At 63.0% G+C, this 22592-nt stretch carries 11 protein-coding genes; 2 read left to right on the top strand and 9 right to left on the bottom strand.

What is annotated here, in order from left to right; all coding sequences use genetic code 11:
• Positions 1 to 106: 106 nt before the first annotated feature.
• From P3T17_RS31785 to P3T17_RS31770, 4 genes are all read right to left on the bottom strand, one after another.
• Positions 107 to 11311: an amino acid adenylation domain-containing protein gene (locus P3T17_RS31785; protein ID WP_429410663.1), complete on the bottom strand. Its 11205-nt coding sequence runs from the start codon at positions 11309 to 11311 to the stop codon at positions 107 to 109.
• Between the two features lie 71 nt (positions 11312 to 11382).
• On the bottom strand, positions 11383 to 12357 hold the full coding sequence (locus tag P3T17_RS31780; RefSeq protein ID WP_429410661.1) for a TauD/TfdA family dioxygenase: 975 nt from the start codon (positions 12355 to 12357) through the stop codon (positions 11383 to 11385).
• A complete protein-coding gene (locus P3T17_RS31775) occupies positions 12345 to 13163 on the bottom strand; it encodes a thioesterase II family protein (protein WP_429410659.1) in 819 nt (272 codons plus the stop codon). Before P3T17_RS31775 ends, P3T17_RS31780 begins: the two co-directional genes overlap by 13 nt.
• A 3-nt stretch (positions 13164 to 13166) precedes the next feature.
• Positions 13167 to 13412, bottom strand: coding sequence for an MbtH family protein (locus tag P3T17_RS31770; protein WP_074267452.1), 246 nt, complete (start codon positions 13410 to 13412; stop codon positions 13167 to 13169).
• A 404-nt stretch (positions 13413 to 13816) separates the two neighbouring features.
• Here P3T17_RS31770 and P3T17_RS31765 point away from each other — a divergent pair, with 404 nt between their 5' ends.
• Both P3T17_RS31765 and P3T17_RS31760 read left to right on the top strand, forming a co-directional pair.
• The gene (locus P3T17_RS31765) at positions 13817 to 14470 is read left to right on the top strand and encodes a nitroreductase family protein (protein ID WP_429410657.1); all 654 of its coding nucleotides are present in this window, start codon (positions 13817 to 13819) and stop codon (positions 14468 to 14470) included.
• Positions 14471 to 14605: 135 nt separating this feature from the next.
• Positions 14606 to 15085 carry a hypothetical protein gene (locus tag P3T17_RS31760; protein WP_429410655.1) on the top strand — a complete coding sequence of 160 codons (480 nt, stop codon included), beginning with the start codon at positions 14606 to 14608 and terminating at the stop codon, positions 15083 to 15085.
• Between the two features lie 74 nt (positions 15086 to 15159).
• Here the strand turns inward: P3T17_RS31760 and kdgD are convergent, their stop codons facing one another.
• The 5 genes from kdgD to P3T17_RS31735 form a co-directional block, all read right to left on the bottom strand.
• Positions 15160 to 16077 (bottom strand): 5-dehydro-4-deoxyglucarate dehydratase, encoded by a 918-nt coding sequence (gene kdgD, locus P3T17_RS31755; protein WP_429410653.1) that lies wholly within the window; start codon positions 16075 to 16077, stop codon positions 15160 to 15162.
• Between the two features lie 81 nt (positions 16078 to 16158).
• Positions 16159 to 17508: a glucarate dehydratase gene (gudD, locus tag P3T17_RS31750; protein WP_429410651.1), complete on the bottom strand. Its 1350-nt coding sequence runs from the start codon at positions 17506 to 17508 to the stop codon at positions 16159 to 16161.
• Between the two features lie 64 nt (positions 17509 to 17572).
• Positions 17573 to 18907, bottom strand: coding sequence for an MFS transporter (locus tag P3T17_RS31745; RefSeq protein WP_429410649.1), 1335 nt, complete (start codon positions 18905 to 18907; stop codon positions 17573 to 17575).
• Positions 18908 to 19256: 349 nt separating this feature from the next.
• Positions 19257 to 20018 (bottom strand): FadR/GntR family transcriptional regulator, encoded by a 762-nt coding sequence (locus tag P3T17_RS31740; protein ID WP_429410647.1) that lies wholly within the window; start codon positions 20016 to 20018, stop codon positions 19257 to 19259.
• 258 nt (positions 20019 to 20276) lie between these two features.
• On the bottom strand, positions 20277 to 22565 hold the full coding sequence (locus P3T17_RS31735) for an NADP-dependent malic enzyme (protein ID WP_429410645.1): 2289 nt from the start codon (positions 22563 to 22565) through the stop codon (positions 20277 to 20279).
• Positions 22566 to 22592: the final 27 nt, after the last annotated feature.

The following is a 22592-nucleotide window of genomic DNA, read 5'->3' as shown; positions in this document are numbered from 1 at the left end:
CTGTCTGTCTGCGAATGCGGCGAGTTCTGTGAATCCTGCGCTTCCCGCATTTCGTGCCAGGCGAACTGCGCGACGATGCCGACTATTGCGCTCGTGATCAATCGATTCATAAGGAATCCATCAGATCTTGCAATGCATCGATCGTGTCTGCTCCATCGCCATTCGCGGCGGCACTATGATCCAGTTGTGCGGCCATCTCGACGGGCGATGGATGCGCAAACAGCAATCCTAGTTCGATCTTCCGGCCGAGCGCCTCGCCGACGCGCGATGCCACCCGCACAGCGAGCAGCGAATGTCCGCCTAGCGCAAAAAAATCGTCGTCAAGCCCGACCTGTGCCGCGCCCAGCACCTCGCTCCAGATCCGGCATAAGAGAACCTCGGTAGGTGTGACAGGCGGGCGATATGCGTCAGACGTCGCTGATGTCAGCAACGGCAGCGCCTTGCGGTTCAGCTTCCCGTTCGATGTCAGCGGCAACAGCTCTAGCCGAGCAATTTGCGCAGGTACCTGCTGCGCGGGCAGACGCCTTGCCAGCAGCGGACGCAATGCTGCTGGATCGGCGTCGCCCGTTATGAATGCAACGAGGCGCCGCGACGTGCCCTCGCCCTGGATCTGGCATACCGCGTCGGCGACGCCATCAAGCGCGCGCAATGCCGCTTCGGTTTCTCCCAGTTCAATCCGGAAGCCGCGCAGCTTCACCTGCTGATCGGCACGGCCCAGGTACTCCAGTTGTCCGTCGCCGCGTACCCGGCACAAATCGCCGGTTCGGTATAGACGTGCACCCGGCGCGCCATGCGGATCTGGCAAGAAGCGTTCGGCGGTCAGTCCGGCGCGCCGCGTATAACCGCGTGCGAGATTGGCCCCTCCGATGCACAACTCGCCTATGCCGTTGTCCGGTACCGGATTGCCGTCGGCGTCGAGCACCATCAGCGTCGTATGTTCGAGTGGTTCGCCGAGCGTAATCGGTGCGCCAGCGGCATCGAGCCGCGCGGCGCTCGACCAGATCGTCGTCTCGGTCGGGCCGTACATATTCCATAGCTGGACGCCACGCGTCTGCAACGCGTCGGCGAGGTCCACCGGTAGCGCCTCGCCGCCGCACAAGGCGCGCATCGGTGCGCCCGTTTCCCGTCGACCCTGCCAGCCACCATCAAGCAGAACGCGCCAGCCCATCGGCGTCGCCTGCATGACGCTCGCACGCGACGCGTCGACGAGCGCTGCAAGGCGGCGACCATCGGCGACGGTCTCGCGCGTAGCAAGTTCGATCGTGGCACCTGCAAGTAACGGGAGATACAGCTCAAGCGCCGCGATATCGAAAGACAGTGTGGTGACAGCGAGCCAGACGTCATCGGTATTGAGGGCGAGGCGAGCCTGCATGCTGTGAAGGAAACGTATCAGCGCGCCGTGTGTGACTGCAACGCCCTTGGGTTTGCCTGTCGATCCCGAGGTGTAGATCACGTAGGCGAGCTGATCGGCTCGAACCGGTGCAAACGACAGGGGGCAAGCGCGTTGTCCGTTTGCATCCGCGTCTGCAAACGCGGCATCATCTTCCGCTTCGGTTTGATCCTGGCGGTCTGCACCGCCGTCGACCTCGACGAAGACATGATCTCCGGCGATATCCGCCAGACGCTCGCGTCCCACCACATCGACAAGTGTGCATGTCAGCAGCGCGTCGTCGATCATGCCGGCGAGATGCGCCGCTGGATAGGCCGGATCGAGCGGCACATAGGCGGCACCGGTCTTCAGCACAGCGAGTATCGCCACGACCATCTGAGGCGAACGGGAAACGCACACACCTACGCGCGCTTCCGTCATAACGCCACAACGAAGAAGCCGCTGCGCGAGTCGTGTTGCGCGCTGGTCGAGTTGCTGATAGCTGAGCGTGGCACCGTCGCAGCGCAGCGCGATAGCATCGGGAGAGTCCAGCGCCTGCTCGGCAATGTGAGCGTGCACCGGCAAAAATGGCACCGTCAAAACAGACGATTCGCTCGCGCCGCGTTGCGCGACGGGCCGCGCCTCGAGCGTAAAATCTCGCACCCGTGCCACGCTTGCCTTGTCCTCGCGCACCAGCTGCGTCAACATACCCACGTAATCGCGCATCAAACGCTCGACTGTGGCGTGCTCGAACAGATCTTTTGCATAGCTGAAGGACAGGCTGAGCTGATCCGCAATCGTTACATTGAGCGTCAGATCGAATTGCGCAGCCGTGCGTTGATCACTGAGCGACCGCAACTGCAGCGCCGGTCCTGCGTGCTGGTCGAGCGGCGCCGCCGGAACGTCCAGATTGAACATCGCCTGGAAAAGCGGCGTGTGATTTGCCGCGCGCACCGGTTGCAGCGCATCGACGATCTGTGCGAATGGAACATCCTGATTAACCTGCGCCTCCAGTACCCGCTGCTTCACTTGCGCGAGCAACGCGTCAAACGGCAACGAGCCCGTGAGGTCCGCACGGATCACCGCCGTGTTGACGAAGAAGCCGATCAGCGGTTCGATCTCCAGCTGCTCGCGTCCCGACAGCGGTATCCCAACGCGGATGTCGCGCTGGCCGCTATAGCGATGCAGCAACGCATGGAACGTCGCGAGCAGCGTCATAAACACCGTCGCGTCGTGCCGGCGGGCAAAGCCCTGCAATGCATCGGCGCGTGGCTGATCAAGCACGCCTTCGACCTGTCCGCCGTCCGAACTGCGCAGCGCGGGACGCGCGCGATCTGTCGGCAATTCGAGCACCGGCTGCTCGTCACCGAGGCGCATGCACCAATAGTCGAGCTGCTGTTCGAGCGCGGTGGCGTCGAGCGTCTCGCGCTGCCAGACGGCGAAGTCCGCATACTGCACCGGCAGCGGCGCAAACGCCGGTGCGCGACCGGCGCGATGCGCCGCATAGGCACTCAGCAATTCATCGATCAACAGATTCATCGACCAACCGTCGGCGGCAATGTGATGCACCACCAAGCCGAACACGTGGGAGCCACCGGCGAGACGTGCTAGTTGTGCGCGCAGCACCGGGCCACGCGCGAGATCAAATGCTCTGGAGGCACCATTGCGCAACCACGCAGCGACGACTGGACCGGCTGCGCCGTTCACGTCCGCGAAGACCGTCTCGGACCACTCGCAGCCCAGATGCTCGTCGACGATCAGCCACGGAGCACCGTCGCGTTCCTCGAAGCGGCTATGCAGTATCTCGTGACGCTGCACCACGGAGCCAAGCGCCTTACGCAATGCCGGAACGTCGAGTTCACCGTTAATCTGCACAGCCAAAGAAAGGTGATAAGCCGGGTTGTCGGGCGCCAGACGCCAGAGGAACCATAAGCGCTCCTGTCCATGCGTCGGCAGCGTCTCGCGTCGACCCAGACGTCGCACGGCCTGCAGCCCGCGTGCATGGCGGGTTTCGCTTGCTCCCTCGTCAAGGGCGGCCGCAAGTGATCGCAACACCGGATTTTCAAACAACGTCCGCAGCGCGATCTCACGGTCGAGCGCACGTTGCAAACGTGCCGCCACCTGCAACGCAAGCAGGGAATGTCCGCCAAGGGTGAAGAAATCATCGAGTGCGCCGACCCGGTCAATACCAAGCACCGCCTGCCAGATATCCGCAAGCATCATTTCGAGCGGGGTTTCAGGCGCTATGTAATCCGTATTATCTCCATCCGCGTCGGGCAACGCCTTGCGGTCGAGCTTGCCGTTCGGCAGAGTCGGAAGCACGTCGAGCGTCACGATTGACGCCGGCACCATATACGGCGGCAACGTGCGCGTCAGCGCCTCGCGGAGTGCACTTCCAGTGACTGCGGCCACGTTGTCCGCGAGAACGACATAACCCAGCAGGCGTTTCGCCTCATGATCGCCACGTGCGATCACCACCGCCTCCTTCACGCCTGCCTGCGCGCACAGGGCGCGCTCTATTTCGCCGAGTTCAATCCGATAGCCGCGCACCTTCACCTGATCGTCGAGCCGGCCCAGATACGCGACGCTACCGTCCGCGAGCCAGCGGCACAAATCGCCGGTTCGATATACACGCGAGCCGCGGGGACCCAACGGGTCGGGCACGAAACGTTCGGCGGTCTGCGCAGCGCGGCCAAGATAGCCGCGCGCCAGGGTCGCACCGCCGATGCACAATTCGCCCAGGCCGCCTTCGGGCACCGGCTCGCCGTCTGAATCGAGGATGCGGTAGATGCGCGACGCCCACGGCGACCCCACCGGCACCGCAATATTTTCAGCGTGCCCGGCTATGACGAGTTGACCCGACGCGGTGACGGTTGCTTCGGTCGGACCATAGGTATTCACGAGGACGATATCCGCAAGCGGACCATCGAACCATTGCGCGACCGCGTTACCGGGCAAAACTTCGCCTCCTACCGTGACACGACGCAACGCGATCCCAGCGGTATCGTCAGGCAGTTGCTGCGCCCACTGCTTCCAATATCCGGTCGGCAAGTCCGCGACCGTGACGTGGCGCTCTTGCAGAACACGGATGAATTCAGCAGCGCTCCACAGCACTGGCCCACGCAATTCAAGTGATGCGCCCACCGCGAGCGAAGCAAAAATGTGCTCCACCGCCGAGTCGAAATTGACGGTGGAAAATTGCAGCACGCGATCTGCCGCGCACAAACCGTTCTCTGCGATGAAGTCGTCAAGATGCAAGCTCAGCGCGCCGTGAGTGATAGCGACGCCCTTGGGCTTGCCGGTCGAACCGGATGTATAGATCACGTATGCAAGTTGCTCAGCGTGCAGCGCATGCTCAGGATCGTGGTCCAGTTCCGCCGCGGTCTCGTCTATCCGGACCTCTGCGCAGACAGTCGAGGCAAACAGTTCGGCATGCGTTGCACGAGTGACCGCGTCGGTCAGCAGCGTCGTCAATTGCGCATCGTCGATCATGTCGCGCAACCGTTCGCGCGGATAGGCGGGATCGAGCGGCACGTACGCACCACCTGCCTTCATCACGCCCAGCAACGCTGCGATCAAGGCAGGCGAACGCTCGACGCAAACGCCGACGCGGGCCTCCCGCGCTACGCCCACGGCGACCAGACGGCGAGCAATCCGGTTCGCCCACTTGCTCAGTTCGAAGTAGCTCAGCGTCACGCCGTCGCAATGCACTGCGAGCGCATCCGGCTGCTGTCGCACCACGGCGTCAAAACGCGCGACAAACGGACGATAGGCGTGCGCCGCAGCACCGGTCGCCGCGCCGCTCAACGCGCTCGGCCCGGCCACGCGTAACGCGGCCAGCGAGACGTTCTGAGTCTGAACTCGCGCCAACTGCGCGAGCAGGTCCACATAAGCGCTCTGCAATACAGAGAGTGTCGTCTCCGGGATACGTTCCGCGTCCCAACTCCACTCCAGCGCAATGCGCTCGCCCGGCACGATACCCAGCGTCAACGGATAGTGCGTGCGCTCGAACGACTCGGAAGACGCAACGCTCAAACCCAGCGAACCATCGTTCAACGCAGGATCGACCGGGTAGTTTTCGAACACCAGCAGCGAGTCGAAGAGGGTGCCGAAGCTCGGTCCCGCCCATTGCTGGATCGACGAAAGCGGTGCATGACCGGCCTGGCGCAACTCGACGTTGTAAGTCTGCAGTTCGTGTAACCACTCGGCGACGGGCTGCTGCGCCGGCACATCGACCCACAGCGGCAGGCTATTGATAAACAGTCCCTGGATGGAAGCTGATCCCGGAAGGTCCGCGGGACGCCCCGCCACCGTCACGCCGAAGCCGACCTGACGGCGATTGCCGAAACGCGCCAGTACTAACGCCCAGGCGCCCTGAATCAGCGTATTGAGCGTCACGCCGTAACTTTTCGCGGCCTGCGCGAGCGCAGCGCCGAGTGCGACGTCGAGCGTCTGTGCACGATGGCCGAATGCGGCGCGTGCGTGCACGCCGCGTGACGTACGCGTCGCCGGCAGCGACGGCACGCTATCGAGCAGCAGCGCGGGACGGTCGACGCGTGTCAGTCGGGTGCGCCACCACGTGCTTGCGTCCGGTTGCTCGCGCAGCCATTCGAGGTACGAACGATACGGTACGACGGGATCGAGTAGCGGCGCTTCACCGCGGCTGGCAGCGTGGTAGACGCGACTCAGTTCGCCAAGCAACTGTGCACTGCTCCATCCGTCGGAGAGCGCGTGGTGATTGATCCATGCCAGATCGTGCGCACCGTCGGGCCGTTTGATCAGCGCGACATGCATCAAGGGCGCCGCGTCGAGATCGATCAGATGCGGCGCTTCGAACTCGAACCAGCGCGCAAACGCTTCTTCGTAGTAGTCGCGGTCGCTCCAGTCGTGCACGACAAATGGTTCCGGTACCTCGGCATACACGGCCTGCAGCATCGCGCCACCGTGGGCGCGCACGAAACGCGTACGCAAGACCGCGTGACGCGCGACAACCGTGCGCCACGCAGAACGCATTGCGTCGACGTCGAGCGCGCCGCGCAGCGTCATGCGCTTACGGTTCAGATACGCCCCCGGCTCCATCAGACTGTGGAAAATCAGGCCCTGCTGTAGCGGCGTGGCGGGATAGAGGTCTTCGATCGTCGCAAGCGGCAAGCCGAGCGCGTCGAGTTCACTCTGCGTGAGCGCTGCGAGCGGGACGTCCGAAGCGCTCACACGCGGCGTCGCAGTGGCGCAATGTGCAACAAGGTTCGCGACTTCGCGATCGAACGTGGCCACGAATGCTTCGACGTCCGCTTGCGCGAGCACCGCCGGGTCGTAGCTCCAGTTGAACGACAGGCAGTCGCCGACAATCATCCCGTTCAGATCGAGCACGTAGCCGAGCGGCTCGTCGTCAGGTTGCGGGTTGCCCGCTGCTTCCCTCGCAAAACCGAACGGGCCATCGGCGCCGAGGCTTTGATCGAACTGGCCCAGGTAGTTGAAACTGATGCGCGGCGTGGGCAAACCGGCGAGGGCATCACGTACGGCTGCCGTTCCATAGGCGTGCAGCCAGCCCCAAGAAACGCCATCGTCCGGCAGCGAACGTAGTTGTTCCTTGGTGGAGATGAGCGCGGTCTGGTTGTCCGCTTCGGGTTGCGCGGACAACCAGACCGGATAGCGCGTCGTGAACCAGCCGACTGTACGGCTCAGGTCCGTGCCTGCTACACCGCGCTCGCTTGTGCCCAATACAATCTGCGATTCGCGGCCATGACCCTCCAGCGCGAGCAGCACGCCGCTGCTACCCAACGCGTTAGCCAGCGTGCGAGTGAGCGCGGTCAACAACAGTTCGTCGATGCCAAGCCGGTAAGCGCGCGGTGCGGCATGGCGCAACGCTGCGGTCGCATTGGCGTCAAGGCGCCAATCGATCTGACGACTTGACGCGGATGTGCCATGGGGTGCTGGCAGCCCCGGCGTGGCGTTGGCCAAAACGTTTTGCCATGCTTGCAATGCAGCGGTCACCCGGCTATCGCCAACTGCTTTGCGCTGGGCGTCCGCCCAGACACTCCATGGCGTACTCGGACCGAGCACCGGCAGCTCGCGCGCGAGTGTCGCCGCATAGGCCTCCTGAAGATCGGCTAACAGGATGCGCCACGACACCCCGTCGACGACGAGGTGGTGAATGACCAGCAGCAAACGGCCTGATGCCGTGGTTCGCGGCGCGTCCTTCGCCGTCGGGGGCACCTTGAAGTACACCGCTTTCAAAAGACGCCCAGCCTGCGGATCGAGGCTCTGTTGCGCAATCTGACCTTGCGTGGCCAATGCCGCTTGCCAAGCTCCCAGCGTGTGGGACGCGTCACGCAGATCATTGACGCTCAGCAGTCCCGGTGGCGCATCGGCCAGCACCCGCTGGCTCCAGCCGTCCGGATGCCGCTCGAAACGTAGACGCAGCGCATCGTGACGCGCCACCACGGCGCTCAGCGCACGCTCCAGCGCGTCCGCCTCCAGTTCGCCGCGCACTTCCAGCAGAACTGACTGATTCCAATGCGGTTCGCCGTCCGGATAGCAGCTGAAAAACCATGTCTGTACCGGCGTCAGCGGCAACGCGTCGCCTATCTCAACCAGCCCTTCACCGCCACCATCTTCGAGTGGACGCATCACCATCGCAAGACGCGCGATGGTGGGATGCTCGAATACCTGACGCGGCGTCAGCAGCCAGCCCTGCGCGCGAGCCCGGGCAATCAGTTGCAGACTCAGAATGGAGTCACCGCCAGCGGCGAAGAAATCGTCCTCGACACTCAGGCCATCGCGTCCCAGCACGGCCTCCCAAAGCGTCAGCAATAGGCGCTCGGCATCGTTGCGCGGCGCGATCTGTTGTTCGTTCTCCTCTGCGCCAATTGCCGGCAGCGCCGCGCGATCGACCTTGCCGTTGCGCATCAGCGGCAACGCCTCGAGCAGTGCAATCGCCGAGGGCACCATGTGGGCCGGCAACTGCTGCGCGAGTCCGTGCTGCAACGCGGCGCTCGGTACGGACTCGCCGTGTTTCGCGACCACGTAGGCAACGAGGCGCGGCGCACCCAGGTCCTTTGCGAGGACGACCACTGCATCGGCGACGCCCGATTGACGACGCAGCGCCGCCTCGATTTCCCCTGGTTCAATGCGCAGGCCACGCAGCTTGACCTGTTGATCAAGACGGCCGAGGAAGTCGATCGCGCCGTCGGCGCGGCGGCGACACAGATCGCCAGTGCGATACAGACGCGCACCTGGATGCGATGGATCGGGGACGAAGCGGTCGGCTGTCAGCGATGGCCGGCCCAGATAGCCGCGCGCGAGCGTGTGACCGCCAATGCAGAGTTCGCCTAACGCACCGACCGGTGCTTCGTTGCCATCGCTATCGAGCACGCGGGCGGTGCGCGACGCGTAGGGCTTGCCGATGGAGACGATCGGTTGCGAGGCGTCGTCGGCGGTGGTTGCGCGATACATGCAGGCCACCGTCGTTTCTGTCGGGCCATACAGATTCGCAAGGCCAATATGGCCGAGCGGTCCATTGCGCCATTGCGCAAGCGCGTCGCCCGGCAAGCCTTCACCGCCGACTGTGATCTGCCGCAGCGCCGCGAGGGCCTCCGCCGGCGGCGGCGTGCGCAGCCACTGTTGCCAATAGGCCGTAGGCAGGCGCGAAAAGGTCACGCGTGCGTCGATCAGATGCCGGCTCGTCGTCTCGATGTCCCATGGCTCCGGACCACGCATTTCGACCTTTCCGCCGCGCAACAGCGCCGGCAGAAGTTCGTGCAACGCGACGTCGAAGTTGATCGTTGAGGACTGCAGGACGGTGTCGTTTGCAGTGATCTGATGAGCAGCGATGAAGTCGTCGAGGTGGGAGGCAAACGCTGCATGCGTTATCGCGACGCCCTTGGGCCGTCCGGTCGACCCCGAGGTGTAGATCACATAAGCGAGCTGCTCGGGATGCGGCGCGTACACGGGCGCTGCGGCTGCGGTTGCCCTTGCGCTTACGGCTTCGTTAGAGATTGCATCTGCCGCTTCACACGAATCATCATCGAACGCGTGAACATCAATCACCGTACGGCCGGCGAACAACTCACCGCATTGCTCCCGCGTCGCACGATCGCTCAACAGCACGCGCACGCCCGCATCGTCCATCATCAGCGCGAGACGCTCGGCCGGATACGTGGGATCAAGCGGCACAAATGCACCCGGCGATCTGAGCGTCCCGAGCAGCGACGCCACCATGCCGATGGAACGCGTCATGCAGATGCCGACTCGCTCGTCAGCGCGTACACCGGCCGCGACGAGACACATTGCAATCCGCTCGGCCCATGCATCGAGCGCACCATAAGTCACGCGCTCCCCTTCGCAATGCACGGCAAGGGCCTGCGGCTGCCGTGCAGCGCTCGCCACAAAGCGCGCCGGCACTGACTCGAAAGCCTTTTGCGCAGGCATGGCCGGAATTTCTCGCACCAGTTCGAAGCTGGCAAGCGGCGCGGCGGCGTTGCGTGCGATCTGCTCCAGCAGAACAACGTAGTGATCGAGCATCTGTTCGATCACCGAAGCATCGAACAGATCTTCGGCGTAGGTCAGGGCAACTTCGAGGCCGTTCGTACGGTCACGCGCAGCGAGCACCAGATCGAAACGCGCGGTCTGCGTGCCGACTTCATGATTGGACACTTCGAGGCCAGGCAGATGCGGCATATCGCGATCCGCGCCGAGATAGTTGAACATCGCCTGGAAAAGCGGCGTGTGCCCCAGGCTGCGTTGCGGCTGCAGGGCGTCCACCACTTTCGTGAACGGCAGGTCGGCGCAGTCGTGTGCCTCGAGCACGCGTTCACGCACCTGAGCCAGCAGATCCACGAAGGTCGTAAGGCTCGCGAATTCGGCGCGCACCACCAGCGTGTTGACGAAAAAGCCGATTGCGCGCACCACTTCATGCCGGTCGCGGCCAGCGACCGGCATGCCGACGCGGATGTCGCGTTGGCCGCTATAACGGGCGAGCAACAGGTCGAAGGCCGCGAGTAGCACCATGAATAGGGTAGCGTCGTGAGCCTCTCCAAGCTGCCCAAGTGCCGTGCGCAACGTGGCTGGCAGCATCCGCACCACGCTTGCTCCGGCGCAGCTGCGAAAACCAGAGCGTGAACGCACGTGCGGTAGTTCCAGAACCGGATGCTCCATGCCGAGACGGTTGCGCCAGTAGTCGAGCTGTCGTTCCAACGCGGACTCGTCGAACCATTCGCGCTGCCATTGCGCGTAGTCGCCGTACTGGATCTGCGGCGCGAGCACAGACGCACGTGCCGCGTCAGGCGCGCCCACCGCCATCGCGCCGGGAGCCGCAACGCAGGCACGGTAAGCCGCCGCAAACTCGGCCACAAACACCTCGATCGACAAGCCATCTGCGACGATGTGATGCACAGAGATGTGCAGCAGATGATCGTCCGCTGCTCGCCGGATCAGCGCCACGCGCAGCAGCGGCCCGCGTTCGAGATCGAAGGGCAGCGCGGACCGGCTAGCCAGCAGCGCTTCGAGTGCCGCTTCCGTATCGCGAGCGCCGTCGAGGTCGAATTCATCCCAGCCATACTGTGTCGATCCGGCGATCTGGAACGGCACGCCGTCGACCTCGTTGAAACGCTGCCGCAAGCTCTCATGCGCATCGACGACCTGATCGAGCGCCGCGCGCAGCGCCCGTACATCAAGGCTGCCGCGCAAGCGCACCGCGCCGGTCACGTTGTACGCGGCGCTCGCGGGATCGAGGCGCCAGAGGAACCATAAGCGCTCCTGAGCATGCGATAACGCAAAGCGTCGTTCGCTGCCGGGGAACGGGACGATCGGCAAGCGCGATGGATCGATGCCGCGCTGTTTTACACGGGCGCGGAATGCTGCGCGTTTCTCGGGCGATAACGCGACATAGGCCGTCGAAATCGACAGCAGTTCCTTCGACACTTCGCTCGCAGTTTCACTCATGGATGGTCTTGATTCGAGAGGGGTTCGGCGGACAGCGGAGCCAGGCGCGCTGCGGCCGAAGATCAGATCGTTCAGGCGGTCATCGCAACCAGCACGCGGCGCTTGCCGGCGAACGGCGCGCGGCCATGCGACATCAGCAGGTTGTCGAGGATCAGCGTGTCGGCGGCATGCCAGTCGAACGAGAGCATGGTGTCGCGGTACACCGCGCGGATTTCGTCGAGCATCGCGGCGTCGATCGGCGCGCCGTCGCCGAAGAAGGTGTTACGCGGCAGGCGGTCGTCATCGACGACTTCGAGCAACGCTTCCTGTACCGCGAGCGGCAGATTCGAAACATGAAAAAGGTGCGCCTGGTTGAACCACACGGTCTCGCCCGTCACAGGATGACGCAGCTCCGACTGGCAAACCTGGCGCGTGCGCAGCGCCTCGCCATCGTCGAGCCATTCGTAGTCGATCCGGTTGGCGCGGCAGTACTGCTCGACCTCGTCTCGCTCTTCCGTGCCGAACACCTGCTGCCACGGCAGATCGAGACCGTTGCCGTAGTTACGCACGTACATCACCTGCTTGTCGGCAAACTGTCGGCGCAGCGCAGGGTCGAGCCGTTCGTAGACGCGGCGGCTGTCGGCGATCGGTGTCGCGCCACCCTGCTCCGCGGCGATGTCGCAGTAGAACCAGATCGACGCCGGCCAGCTGAGCGTGTAGGACTGCTCGTTATGTTGATCGATCCATTGATCGGCCGGATACTCGGTCGAGGAGTAGACGCCTTTTTCGATTTTGCTGCGAGGCGTCGAGCCGAATTCGTAGGTCAAGGTCGGTTGGCCAAAGCTTGTGACGAGACGGTCGAAACCCGACGCACCGAGCGCGTCGAAACCGCGCAGCAGCACGCCGCCGTAGATTGGCCTTGCACGCGCTACTAGAGTCTGCAACTGCGGCAGAAGTGCCTCGATATTTGTTGCGTCATTTGGGCTCAACGCCAGCACGCGGGTGCCGTTTCGCTCGATCACCTGTTCATTGAGTGCCGCGTCGATACCGCTGATCAGTGTGTCCATGCTTCGCCTTTCGTCGCGGCCGGCTTAGGTGCGACCGGCCGCGCAAGTGCATCCGCGAGAGATGTGGCGACGCACGCCATCACGGAATCGGGCGTGCCGTCGAGATAGAAATGACCGCCGTCGAAGCGATGCAGCGTGCACGTCCCGCGAGTTTCGTCACGCCAGGCCGCGACGTCTTCAGCGCACGCAGTGGCGCGATCGTCACAGCCGGTGAAAACGCCGACTGGACAAACAAGCGGCTCGCGCACGGTGCTCTCCTCAGCCGTTGCAAGCGGCGCATAAGTGCCACACAGATGAAAGTCAGCCCGTAGCACCGGCAGCACGAAATCGATAAAGTCCCGATCGTCGAGCAATGCAGCAGGTGTGCCGCCGAGCTCGCGCAACCTCGCGACCATCGCCTCATGTGTGCAATTGAGCCAATGCGTCTCCCGGTTGCGGCGCGACGGTGCGACCGACGCCGAAGCGCCAAACCAGATCGGCTCGAGCCCATGACGCGCACGGAGCGCGTGGATCAGTTCGAAGCCGACGAGCGCGCCCATGCTGTGCCCGAACACCGCGAACGGCACGTCGTCATCGAGCTGTTCGGCGAGGTCGACTATCAGCATCTCGATCAGCGCCGGCCACTCGGTATGGGCGCGCAGCCTGCAACGTGAACCGTGCCCCGGCAACTCCAGCGGCATCACCTGCACGCCGTGTGGCAGACGCTGCGCCCAGCGGCGGTACAGCATCGCGCTTCCGCCCGCATGCGCCAGACAAACCAGACGCACGGGCGGCAGCGCTCCAGGCACCGCGACGAATCCACTCATCGGTCAGGTCGCCGAACCCGCGCGCGCCGCGGTCTCTTTCGCCGCATCCTCCGCCATCGCCTTACGGAGGCTGAGCGGTCGCATATCGGTCCAGACCTCGTCGACCCAAGCAAGGCATTCCGCCCGCTTGCCCGACTTGCCGGCCTGACGCCACCCTGCCGGAATCGCCTTGTAGTCCGGCCAGATCGAGTACTGCTCCTCATCGTTGACCACTACGTGGAAGTTCGTGTCTTCATCGCCCCAGCTCATTGAACGCTCCGGTGTAGATTGTTGAGTGCTTAAATACGGATCATTCCCATTTACGTCGACCATGCGGCGTTTGATGCTGCCTGGCACGGCCGCCATGATCCAGGCATCGCGGCATCCTCTTCATCGGAAGAGAGCAGCGTCAACGAACTTCGCAAATGAGAATCATTTCTGTTTAGAGGCGTAAATTAGAGGGCACGCTACCCTTTGTCAAGCAATTTTGGCGGAGCTGAGACGCGCCCGGAGCTTGGCGAAACCGCGGCTAATCCCGCCAATTGGCACATGCAGGCGAACTTGTGGCAGTTATCGCGCCACTCCGAGATCAATTTATCAAATGAGAATCATTTGCATTTGAGGCCAAACTGTCTCATCATAGGCGCCATCGAACACGTCAATTCTCTGCGCCCATGGACTCACTTCTCGCCGTTGAACCTCTCGATGTCACAACCGCCCCGGACCCGCAAGATCGCGCGGAAACCGTATTGCAAGCGCTACTGTCGCGCCAGTCGCACTGGCCGTTGACGAGTCCCGGTCCCGGCGACAAGGAACTGGCGTCAATTTTCGACGCCGCTTTGCGCGCACCGGATCACGGCAATCTGCGGCCGTGGCGCTTCGTGGTCGTGCGCGGTGCGGCGCGCGCCGCGTTGGGTGAGGTGCTGGTCGATATCGCCTGCGCACGTTCACCGGGCGAGCCGCGCTCCGCGCATGCGCATCGCGCCCAGAAGGCGCAGGCCGCACCGGTGATCATCGCGCTAGGCGCCGCCGTGGATCCGCGTTCGACGGTGCCTGAGGTCGAGCAGTTACTCGCTGTCGGCGCGGCAACGATGAATATGCTCAACGCCATCCACGTGCTCGGCTACGGCGGGTTCTGGGCCACCGGCGCGGACTCGTACGAGCCTGCGATGCATTCGGCACTCGGCTTCGAGCCATCGGAACGGCTGCTTGGCTTCCTGTTCGTCGGCACGCCGCCCGCGAATCAACGTCCCGCTAAACGGCCCGCAAGCGCCGCTTTCGTGCGCGAATGGACCGGTCCGTCGTCGCAACGAACACCGGCCAATTGAGCGGATGCGCGGCGCTTGGGCCCGACGGCCCAAACGCTACGCAACACACGATCCAGGCGCAGCGCTGTACGCCAACCCGGCCAGCGGCAGGCAGCATTGGGCGCAGCGCGTCTCCCATTTCCGGTTGGAGGTCCCATGTATTTTCATAGCCCATCCGTGCAGCCGTACACGCTGCTCGACGAATCGCTCGCGCAGCATCCCGACGTCGCGGAGCAGACGCTCCTCTCTGCACTTCGGACATGGATGCGTCCGCAGTGCGATTCCGTGCGCAAGAATGAGAGCTGGCGTGCGGTGCTATCCGAGGCCGGCCTGTCCGCCGACTGCATGACCTGTTTCAATCTGCTGATGCATGCGCTCACCGACCCGTCGTGCCGGCCGCTCGATACACGCTGCCGCTGCGCGAGCGAACTCGCCAGAGATGAAGCCGCTCTGCTGCAAGCCATCGCACTGCTGCAGCGGATGCGCAGCGATGCTGCGGTCGAATTGCTCGACGGCTGGTTACCACGGCCGGCCTTGGGTGTCGTACTGAAGCTTGGCCGCTGGTTTGCATTCTCGCTGCTCGAGGCGGGACTCGAGATCCCGGTGCGCGAGCGCCGCGTCACGTACATGCATTAATGGCGTTGATGGCGCTTTATGATGCCCTTCCTTCTGGGCACCACAAGGCGTTAAAGACCCGCAACGCCCAGCATTTACTGCGCGCCGAGCTTCTTGATCAGCACATCCAGTTGCGCCATCTCGTCAGCAGTCAAATCGGTGAGCGGAGCGCGCACCGGACCTGCGTCGCGGCCCACCAGTTTTGCACCCGCCTTCACGATGCTCACCGCGTAGCCCTGGCGGCGATTGCGAATCGCCAGATACGGCAGGAAAAACTCGTCGAGCAGCTTGCCGACCGTCACGTGATCGTCAGCGGCAATCGCCCGGTAAAACTGCATCGCCGTCTTCGGAATGAAGTTGAACACCGCCGACGAGTACACGGGAACGCCCAGCGCCTTATAGGCAGCGGCGTAAACTTCCGCCGTCGGCAGGCCGCCGAGATACGAAAAGCGGTCGCCCAGACGGCGGCGAATTGTTACCATTGCTTCGATTTCGCCCACGCCGTCCTTGAAACCGATCAGGTTCGGACAACTATCGGCCAGACGCTCGAGCATGTCCGCATTGAGCTTCGAATTGGCGCGGTTATAGACGATCACGCCCATATTCTTCACTGACTTGCACACCTGCTCGACGTGCGCGGCAATACCTTCCTGCGACGCTTCGGTCAGATAGTGCGGCATCAGCAGCACGCCCTTTGCGCCCAGGCGCTCCGCTTCCTGCGCATACTCGATCGCCACGCGCGTAGGGCCGCCGGCGCCAGCCAGAATCGGCACTTTGCCCTTGCAGGTTTCCGTGGCAGTGCGAATCACATTCGAGTAATCGTCCTTGGTCAACGAAAAGAATTCGCCGGTGCCGCCCGCGGCGAACAGCGCCGTCGCACCGTAAGGTGCGAGCCATTCGAGGCGCGCCGCGTAGGTGTCGGCGCGGAAATCGCCGTTCGCGTCGAAGTCAGTCACGGGAAAGGACAGCAATCCTTCGGAAACAATCGCTTTGAGTTCTTGAGGGGTCGTCATGGTCGGATGAGGTTCAAGTTTTGGGTAAAAGTGAACGGCCGCGACGGCCGCTGTCGAGTTGAGATCGGGTTGAAGTCAGGCTCAGCGCACCAGGCACGGGCGCTTGTTGTCGAACGTCCAGTTCGGAATCAGGTACTGCATCGCGACGCCGTCGTCGCGTGCGCCCAGGCCGTGCTGCTGATATAGCGCGTGCGCCTTCTCCAGCGCATCCATATCGAGCTCGATGCCCAGACCCGCTGCTTCCGGAACCTTAACCTTGCCGCCGACGATCTGCAGCGGATCGCGCGTCAGGTGCTGGCCGTCCTGCCAGATCCAGTGCGTGTCGATGGCGGTGATCTTGCCGGGGGCCGCCGCGGCGACGTGCGTGAACATCGCGAGCGAGATATCGAAGTGATTGTTCGAATGCGAGCCCCACGTCAGGCCCCAATCGTTGCACATCTGCGCGACGCGCACCGAGCCCTGCATGGTCCAGAAGTGCGGATCGGCAAGCGGGATGTCGACGGACTGCAACTGGATAGCATGGCCCATCTGACGCCAGTCGGTAGCGATCATGTTGGTCGCCGTCGGCAGACCGGTCGCGCGGCGGAATTCAGCCATCACCTCGCGACCCGAATAACCGTTCTCCGCGCCGCAGGGATCTTCGGCATAGGCCAGCACATCGTGCTGGTCGCGGCACAGACGCACAGCTTCCGCCAACGACCACGCTCCGTTCGGATCGAGCGTGACGCGTGCATTCGGAAAACGCTCTGCCAGCGCGGTAACCGCTTCGATCTCAGCGTCGCCAGCCAATACGCCACCCTTGAGCTTGAAGTCATTGAAGCCGTAGCGTGCCTGAGCAGCCTCGGCCAGTCGCACCACGGCCTCCGGCGTCATCGCCTCTTCGGTGCGCACGCGCTCCCAGGCGTCGCGACCCTCGGCGCCGCTCGCGTATGGCAGGTCAGTCTTCTTGCGATCGCCGATGTAGAACAGGTAACCGAGCATCTCGACCTCGTCGCGCTGCTGGCCTTCGCCGAGCAACGCGGCAACCGGCACGCCAAGATGTTGTCCGAGCAGATCGAGCAACGCTGCTTCGAGTGCGGTCACCGCATGAATCGTGGTGCGCAGGTCGAAGGTCTGCAAGCCGCGTCCGCCCGCGTCGCGGTCCGCAAACTGCGTGCGCGCCCGGTTCAGCACGGCCTGCAGGTTGCCGATCGATTGACCGACGACGAGCGGCCGCGCGTCGTCGATGGTCTTGCGGATGTTTTCGCCGCCCGGCACTTCGCCGACGCCGGTATTGCCTGCGCTATCGCGCAGAATCACGACGTTGCGGGTAAAGAACGGCCCATGCGCGCCGCTCAGATTCAATAGCATGCTGTCACGGCCGGCAACCGGCACGACGCGCAACTCGGTGACGATCGGTGTGGCATTCGTCTGGACGGGTTTCGTAGACATTAAAGTAGGACCCTAGAAGTGATGGAGCCAACGGGCAGAGTGAGTTCGAGTACGGTTCAGATGCTTAGTTAGCCTTGCTATGCAGCGGCTGCACCAGGCCGTCAGTAGGCGGCGCGCGGCGATTGCGCGTCAGGAACGCCGCCGCAGCAGCGACGAGCGACGCGACACCCAGCCCATACAAGCCACCGCTAATCGAACCGGTATGTTGCTGCAGATAGCCAAACGTCGCGGGCGCGAAAAATCCGCCGAGGTTGCCCACCGAATTGATCAGCGCGATCACGGCAGCGGCCACCCGCGCATCCAGATAGCCCTGCGGAATCGGCCAGAACAGCGACGAGGCAGCCTTGAAGCCGATCGCGGAGAAACAGATTGCGACGAACGAGAACACCGGATCCGCAGAGGTCGAGGCGAACAATCCACACGCAGCAATCACCAACGCACCAGCCAGCCACGCTTGCTGAAAACGCCACCGGGCCGATAGCACGGCGAAACAGTACATGGCGACCATCGCGATGAGCCAGGGGATGGTGTTGAACATGCCAACCTGGAAATCCGAGAGTGCGCCCATCTTGCGAATGATGGTGGGCAACCAGAACGTGGCAGCATAAATGGTCAATTGAATCGCGAAGTACAGGAAGCAGAACAGCGCGATTTGCGGGTCTTTCAGCAGCTTCAAGGCCGGCAAGTGGGCGCCGCCGAGTGCGTCGCGCTCGGCCTGTTCTTTCGCAATGGACGTTTGCAGCACCCGCTGCTCTTCAGCCGTCAGCCAGGTAGCGTCACGGATATGCGATTTCAGCAGGACCCAGCTCACGCCACACAACACGATTGAAAACCCGCCTTCGATCAGAAACATCCACTGCCAGCTCTGCAGGCCAAGCCCGTGCACGGATAGCAAACTGCCGGTAATCGGACCAGACAGCACCGACGCGAGCGCCGAGCCCGAGAGAAACACCGCCACCGCCTTACCCCGCTCTTTCTGCGGCAGCCACTGTGTGAAATAAAACACCACGCCCGGGAAAAAACCCGCCTCTGCAACGCCGAGCAAAAAACGCAGCACGTAGAACGAGGTGTCGTTCCAGACAAACGCCATCGCACCGGCGACCAGACCCCACGTCCCCATGATGCGCGTGAGCCACGCGCGCGCCCCGTACTTTTGCATCAGGACGTTCGACGGCACTTCGAACAGCGCGTATCCGACGAAGAACAGGCCGCTGCCCAAACCGTAGGCCGCCGCACCGATCCCCAGATCCGCCTGCATGTGCGAATTGACGAAACCGATGTTCACGCGGTCGATGTAATTCGCGATGAACATGATCAGGAAGAGCGGCAGGATGTGCCGCTTCACCTTCGAAACCGCGGACTCGAGCGGGTCGATCGCCGCGGTGGGAACAGATGTCAAGGTTTGTCTCCTGGCTCCAGACGCAACGCGGGCTGATTTGCGACGAGCACGGTCGCGCTCGCTTCCCAGCCCTGGATATGTTGTCTGACGACAGTCTACTTTTTATAGAATTAAATTCCCATTAGGGGTTTACCCTTTGTATCAGGTGCACAACCTTGATGGACAAGGGATTATTACTACCGTAAGTTCTTAAGATGAGGATTCTCGCAGCAAGACTCGACGCCTAAGTGACTGTTTTTTAGGCATAACATCGTTTGTTATACGATGACTGATATTGGAACCCTCAGCAGGGCAGAGACAACAAAAAAGCGGCCCGCGGGCCGCTTTTCTGACTTCGCGCGGGCCTGTCTCAGGCCGTGCGCTCGACACCCTCTTCCGACGCCCCTACATTCAAGCGTCGCAGCCGTTCGCGGCTACTCGACAAATGCATCCGCATGGCCGCACGCGCACCCTCCGGGTCGCGCCGGGCAATGGCGTCGAGAATGCTCTCGTGTTCAACATTGACCCGCGCAATGTATGCGGCGGGATCGCTGTGGGCAAGACTCGGCGAATCGACACGATGCCGGGGAATCAACGCGGTGCCCATCTGCGTGAGAATGTCCACGAAATAGCGGTTGCCGGTGGCGCTCGCCACAGCGACGTGAAACCGCAGATCTGCGGCTGCGCTGTCACCGCCGGCGCGGCTGGTGGCTCCGATAGCGTCCAGCGCGGCGCGAATATTAGCCAGATCGCGCTCGCTCGCGCGCTGCGCGGCGAGCCCTGCACACTCGGTTTCGAGGCTGATACGCAGTTCCATGACCGATAACAGGTCCGCAAGCGTCGTGGCGGGCACCATCTCGAGGCCCAACGGCTCGCGGCGCGGCTCGAGCACAAAGCTGCCGATACCGTGACGCGTCTCGATCACCGCATTCGCCTGCAGTCGCGAGATAGCCTCGCGCACCACCGTCCGGCTGACGCCTAGCAACGACATCAAGGTCGTCTCGGTGGGAAGCTTGTCGCCTGGCTTCAGCGTATGCGCCGCGACCTGTTCGTTGATGTAGTTCACCACCCGGTCAGCAAGACTTCCACGCGCGCGCGCAGGCGGCGTAGTGAGGGCTGGGGACGCGGTCATCAAGGACCTCCTGTTGGTTTGCTGACCCGCTCATTATACGTTGTCCTACAACGCGGGACGGCTGATTTCAGCAATGGACGCAACCGGAGGGATTAGGCGCAAATCCTTGTCGGACGGCGCCGAGGAGCGGATTTGCCGGAGACTTGAAGCAGCGTTATCGACGACGTCAGATGACCATCGATAACGCGCGTTGAGCGCTGGGTCCGGGACGCCGCGCACACCTCACACAGAAGCCCCCGAATCCCGCGACACCCAGCCTCAAACTTCCCGGTTCGCGTCGATCACCGTCAACGCCGCCATATTGATGATCCGGCGCACCGTCGAACTCGACGTCAGCACATGCACCGGCGCATTGGCGCCCAACAGGAAGGGCCCCACCGCCACATTGCTGCCGGCCGCGGTCTTCAACAGGTTGTAGGCAATGTTCCCCGAGTCCACGTTCGGGCACACCAGCAGGTTCGCCGCGCCCTTCAGGCGCGACATCGGCAGGATGCGTGAGCGCAGCGCTTCGTCGAGCGCGCAATCGCCGTGCATTTCACCGTCGACTTCCAGCGTCGGCGCCTGCTGCATCACCAGTTCGAGCGCACGCCGCATCTTCGCGCCGGACGCAGAACTGCCAGAGCCGAAGTTCGAACGCGACAACAACGCCACCTTCGGCACCAGATTCAACCCAGCCATGCTCTTCGCAGCGGCAATCGTGAATTCGGCGATCTGCTCGGCTGTCGGGTCGTCGTTGACGTGCGTATCGACCAGCGCGATGGTGCGATCGTCGAGCAGCAGAATATTCATCGCCGCATAGGTCTGCGCTCCGGCCTTCTTGCCGATCACCTGATCCACGAAACGCAGATGGTCGTGATACGCGCCAACCGTCCCGCACACCATGCCGTCGGCGTCGCCGAGCTTCACCATCATCGCGCCGATCAGCGTCAAACGGCGGCGCATTTCCACGCGCGCCATTTCCTTGGTGATGCCGTCGCGGCACATCAATTCCCAGTACGTCGTCCAGTATTGATGGAATCGTTCGTCATACTCAGGATTTGTCACTTCGACGTCCTGACCGAGGCGCAGACGCAGGCCGTACTTTTCGATCCGCGCCATCAGCACTTCAGGACGGCCGACCAGAATCGGACGCGCGAGCTTTTCATCGACGATTACCTGGACCGCACGCAGCACGCGCTCTTCCTCGCCTTCGGTGAACACAATGCGCGATTTGCCGCCTTCACGGACGATCTGCCGCGCCGCTGCGAACAGCGGTTTCATGAAGGCGCCCGACCGGTAGACGAACTGCTGCAGTTGCTCCGTGTACGCGTCCAGGTCCTGCAACGGACGCGTGGCAACGCCACTGTCCATCGCGGCCTTCGCAACAGCCGGCGCGATACGCACGATCAGGCGCGGATCGAACGGCTTCGGGATGATGTATTCAGGACCGAAGTCGACGCCATATGCCCCGTACGCAGCGGCGACCACTTCGTTCTGCTCTTCCTCGGCGAGCGCGGCAATCGCGTAGACGGCCGCCTTTTCCATTTCCGGCGTGATGGTGGTCGCGCCCACGTCCAGCGCCCCGCGGAAAATATAGGGGAAACACAGGACGTTGTTGACCTGGTTCGGATAATCGGAGCGGCCCGTCGCGATGACCGCGTCGTCGCGCACGGCCTTCACTTCGGCCGGTGAGATTTCCGGCGTGGGATTGGCCAAGGCGAGAATCAGCGGGCGCGCCGCCATGCGTTTCACCATCTCGGGCTTTAGCACGCCGCCGGCAGATAGTCCGAGAAACACGTCGGCACCCTCGATGACTTCGGCCAGCGTACGTGCCGAGGTATCCTTCGCGAAGCGCGCCTTCTGCGGATCCATCAACGTTGTGCGGCCTTCGTACACCACGCCTTCGATGTCGGTTGCCCAGACGTTTTCAATAGGCAAACCGAGGTCCACCATCAGTTCGAGGCAAGCCAGCGCTGCCGCGCCTGCGCCGGATGTGACGACCTTGACTTCCTTGATGCTCTTGCCCACCACCTTCAAACCATTGATAAAGGCCGCGGACACGGTGATGGCGGTGCCATGCTGATCATCGTGGAAGACCGGAATCTTCATCCGCTCGCGCAGTTTGCGCTCTACGGTGAAGCATTCCGGTGCCTTGATGTCCTCGAGATTGATACCGCCGAAAGTCGCTTCCAGGCCCGCGATGATATCGACCAGTTTGTCGGGATCGGTCTCGTTGATCTCGATGTCGAACACGTCGATGCCGGCAAACTTCTTGAACAGCACCGCCTTGCCTTCCATCACCGGCTTCGAGGCCAGCGCGCCGATATTGCCCAGTCCCAGCACGGCGGTGCCGTTTGTGATGACGCCGACCAGATTTCCACGGCCGGTAAAGCGGAACGCGTTGAGCGGATCGGCGGCGATCTCTTCGCACGCTGCGGCCACGCCCGGCGTGTACGCCAAGGCAAGGTCGCGCTGCGTCACGAGCGGCTTGGTGGCGGTAACCGCCGTTTTTCCCGGGACCGGGAATTCGTGATAGTCGAGAGCGGCCTGACGATCCGTCGTGTTCATTCTTGTTGAGCCCCTATGGTTGGGCGC

Source organism: Paraburkholderia sp. GAS82 (assembly GCF_050436285.1).
Taxonomy (GTDB): Bacteria; Pseudomonadota; Gammaproteobacteria; order Burkholderiales; family Burkholderiaceae; genus Paraburkholderia; species Paraburkholderia phenazinium_B.
This window is presented reverse-complemented; position numbering and strand designations above follow the sequence as displayed.

Bases quoted from the DNA above. Each gene is read 5' to 3' on its own strand.
- P3T17_RS31785 (WP_429410663.1), bottom strand. From the start codon at position 11,311: ATGAGTGAAACTGCGAGCGAAGTGTCGAAGGAACTGCTGTCGATTTCG.
- P3T17_RS31780 (WP_429410661.1), bottom strand. From the start codon at position 12,357: ATGGACACACTGATCAGCGGTATCGACGCGGCACTCAATGAACAGGTG.
- P3T17_RS31775 (WP_429410659.1), bottom strand. From the start codon at position 13,163: ATGAGTGGATTCGTCGCGGTGCCTGGAGCGCTGCCGCCCGTGCGTCTG.
- P3T17_RS31770 (WP_074267452.1), bottom strand. From the start codon at position 13,412: ATGAGCTGGGGCGATGAAGACACGAACTTCCACGTAGTGGTCAACGAT.
- P3T17_RS31765 (WP_429410657.1), top strand. From the start codon at position 13,817: ATGGACTCACTTCTCGCCGTTGAACCTCTCGATGTCACAACCGCCCCG.
- P3T17_RS31760 (WP_429410655.1), top strand. From the start codon at position 14,606: ATGTATTTTCATAGCCCATCCGTGCAGCCGTACACGCTGCTCGACGAA.
- kdgD (WP_429410653.1), bottom strand. From the start codon at position 16,077: ATGACGACCCCTCAAGAACTCAAAGCGATTGTTTCCGAAGGATTGCTG.
- gudD (WP_429410651.1), bottom strand. From the start codon at position 17,508: ATGTCTACGAAACCCGTCCAGACGAATGCCACACCGATCGTCACCGAG.
- P3T17_RS31740 (WP_429410647.1), bottom strand. From the start codon at position 20,018: ATGACCGCGTCCCCAGCCCTCACTACGCCGCCTGCGCGCGCGCGTGGA.
- P3T17_RS31735 (WP_429410645.1), bottom strand. From the start codon at position 22,565: ATGAACACGACGGATCGTCAGGCCGCTCTCGACTATCACGAATTCCCG.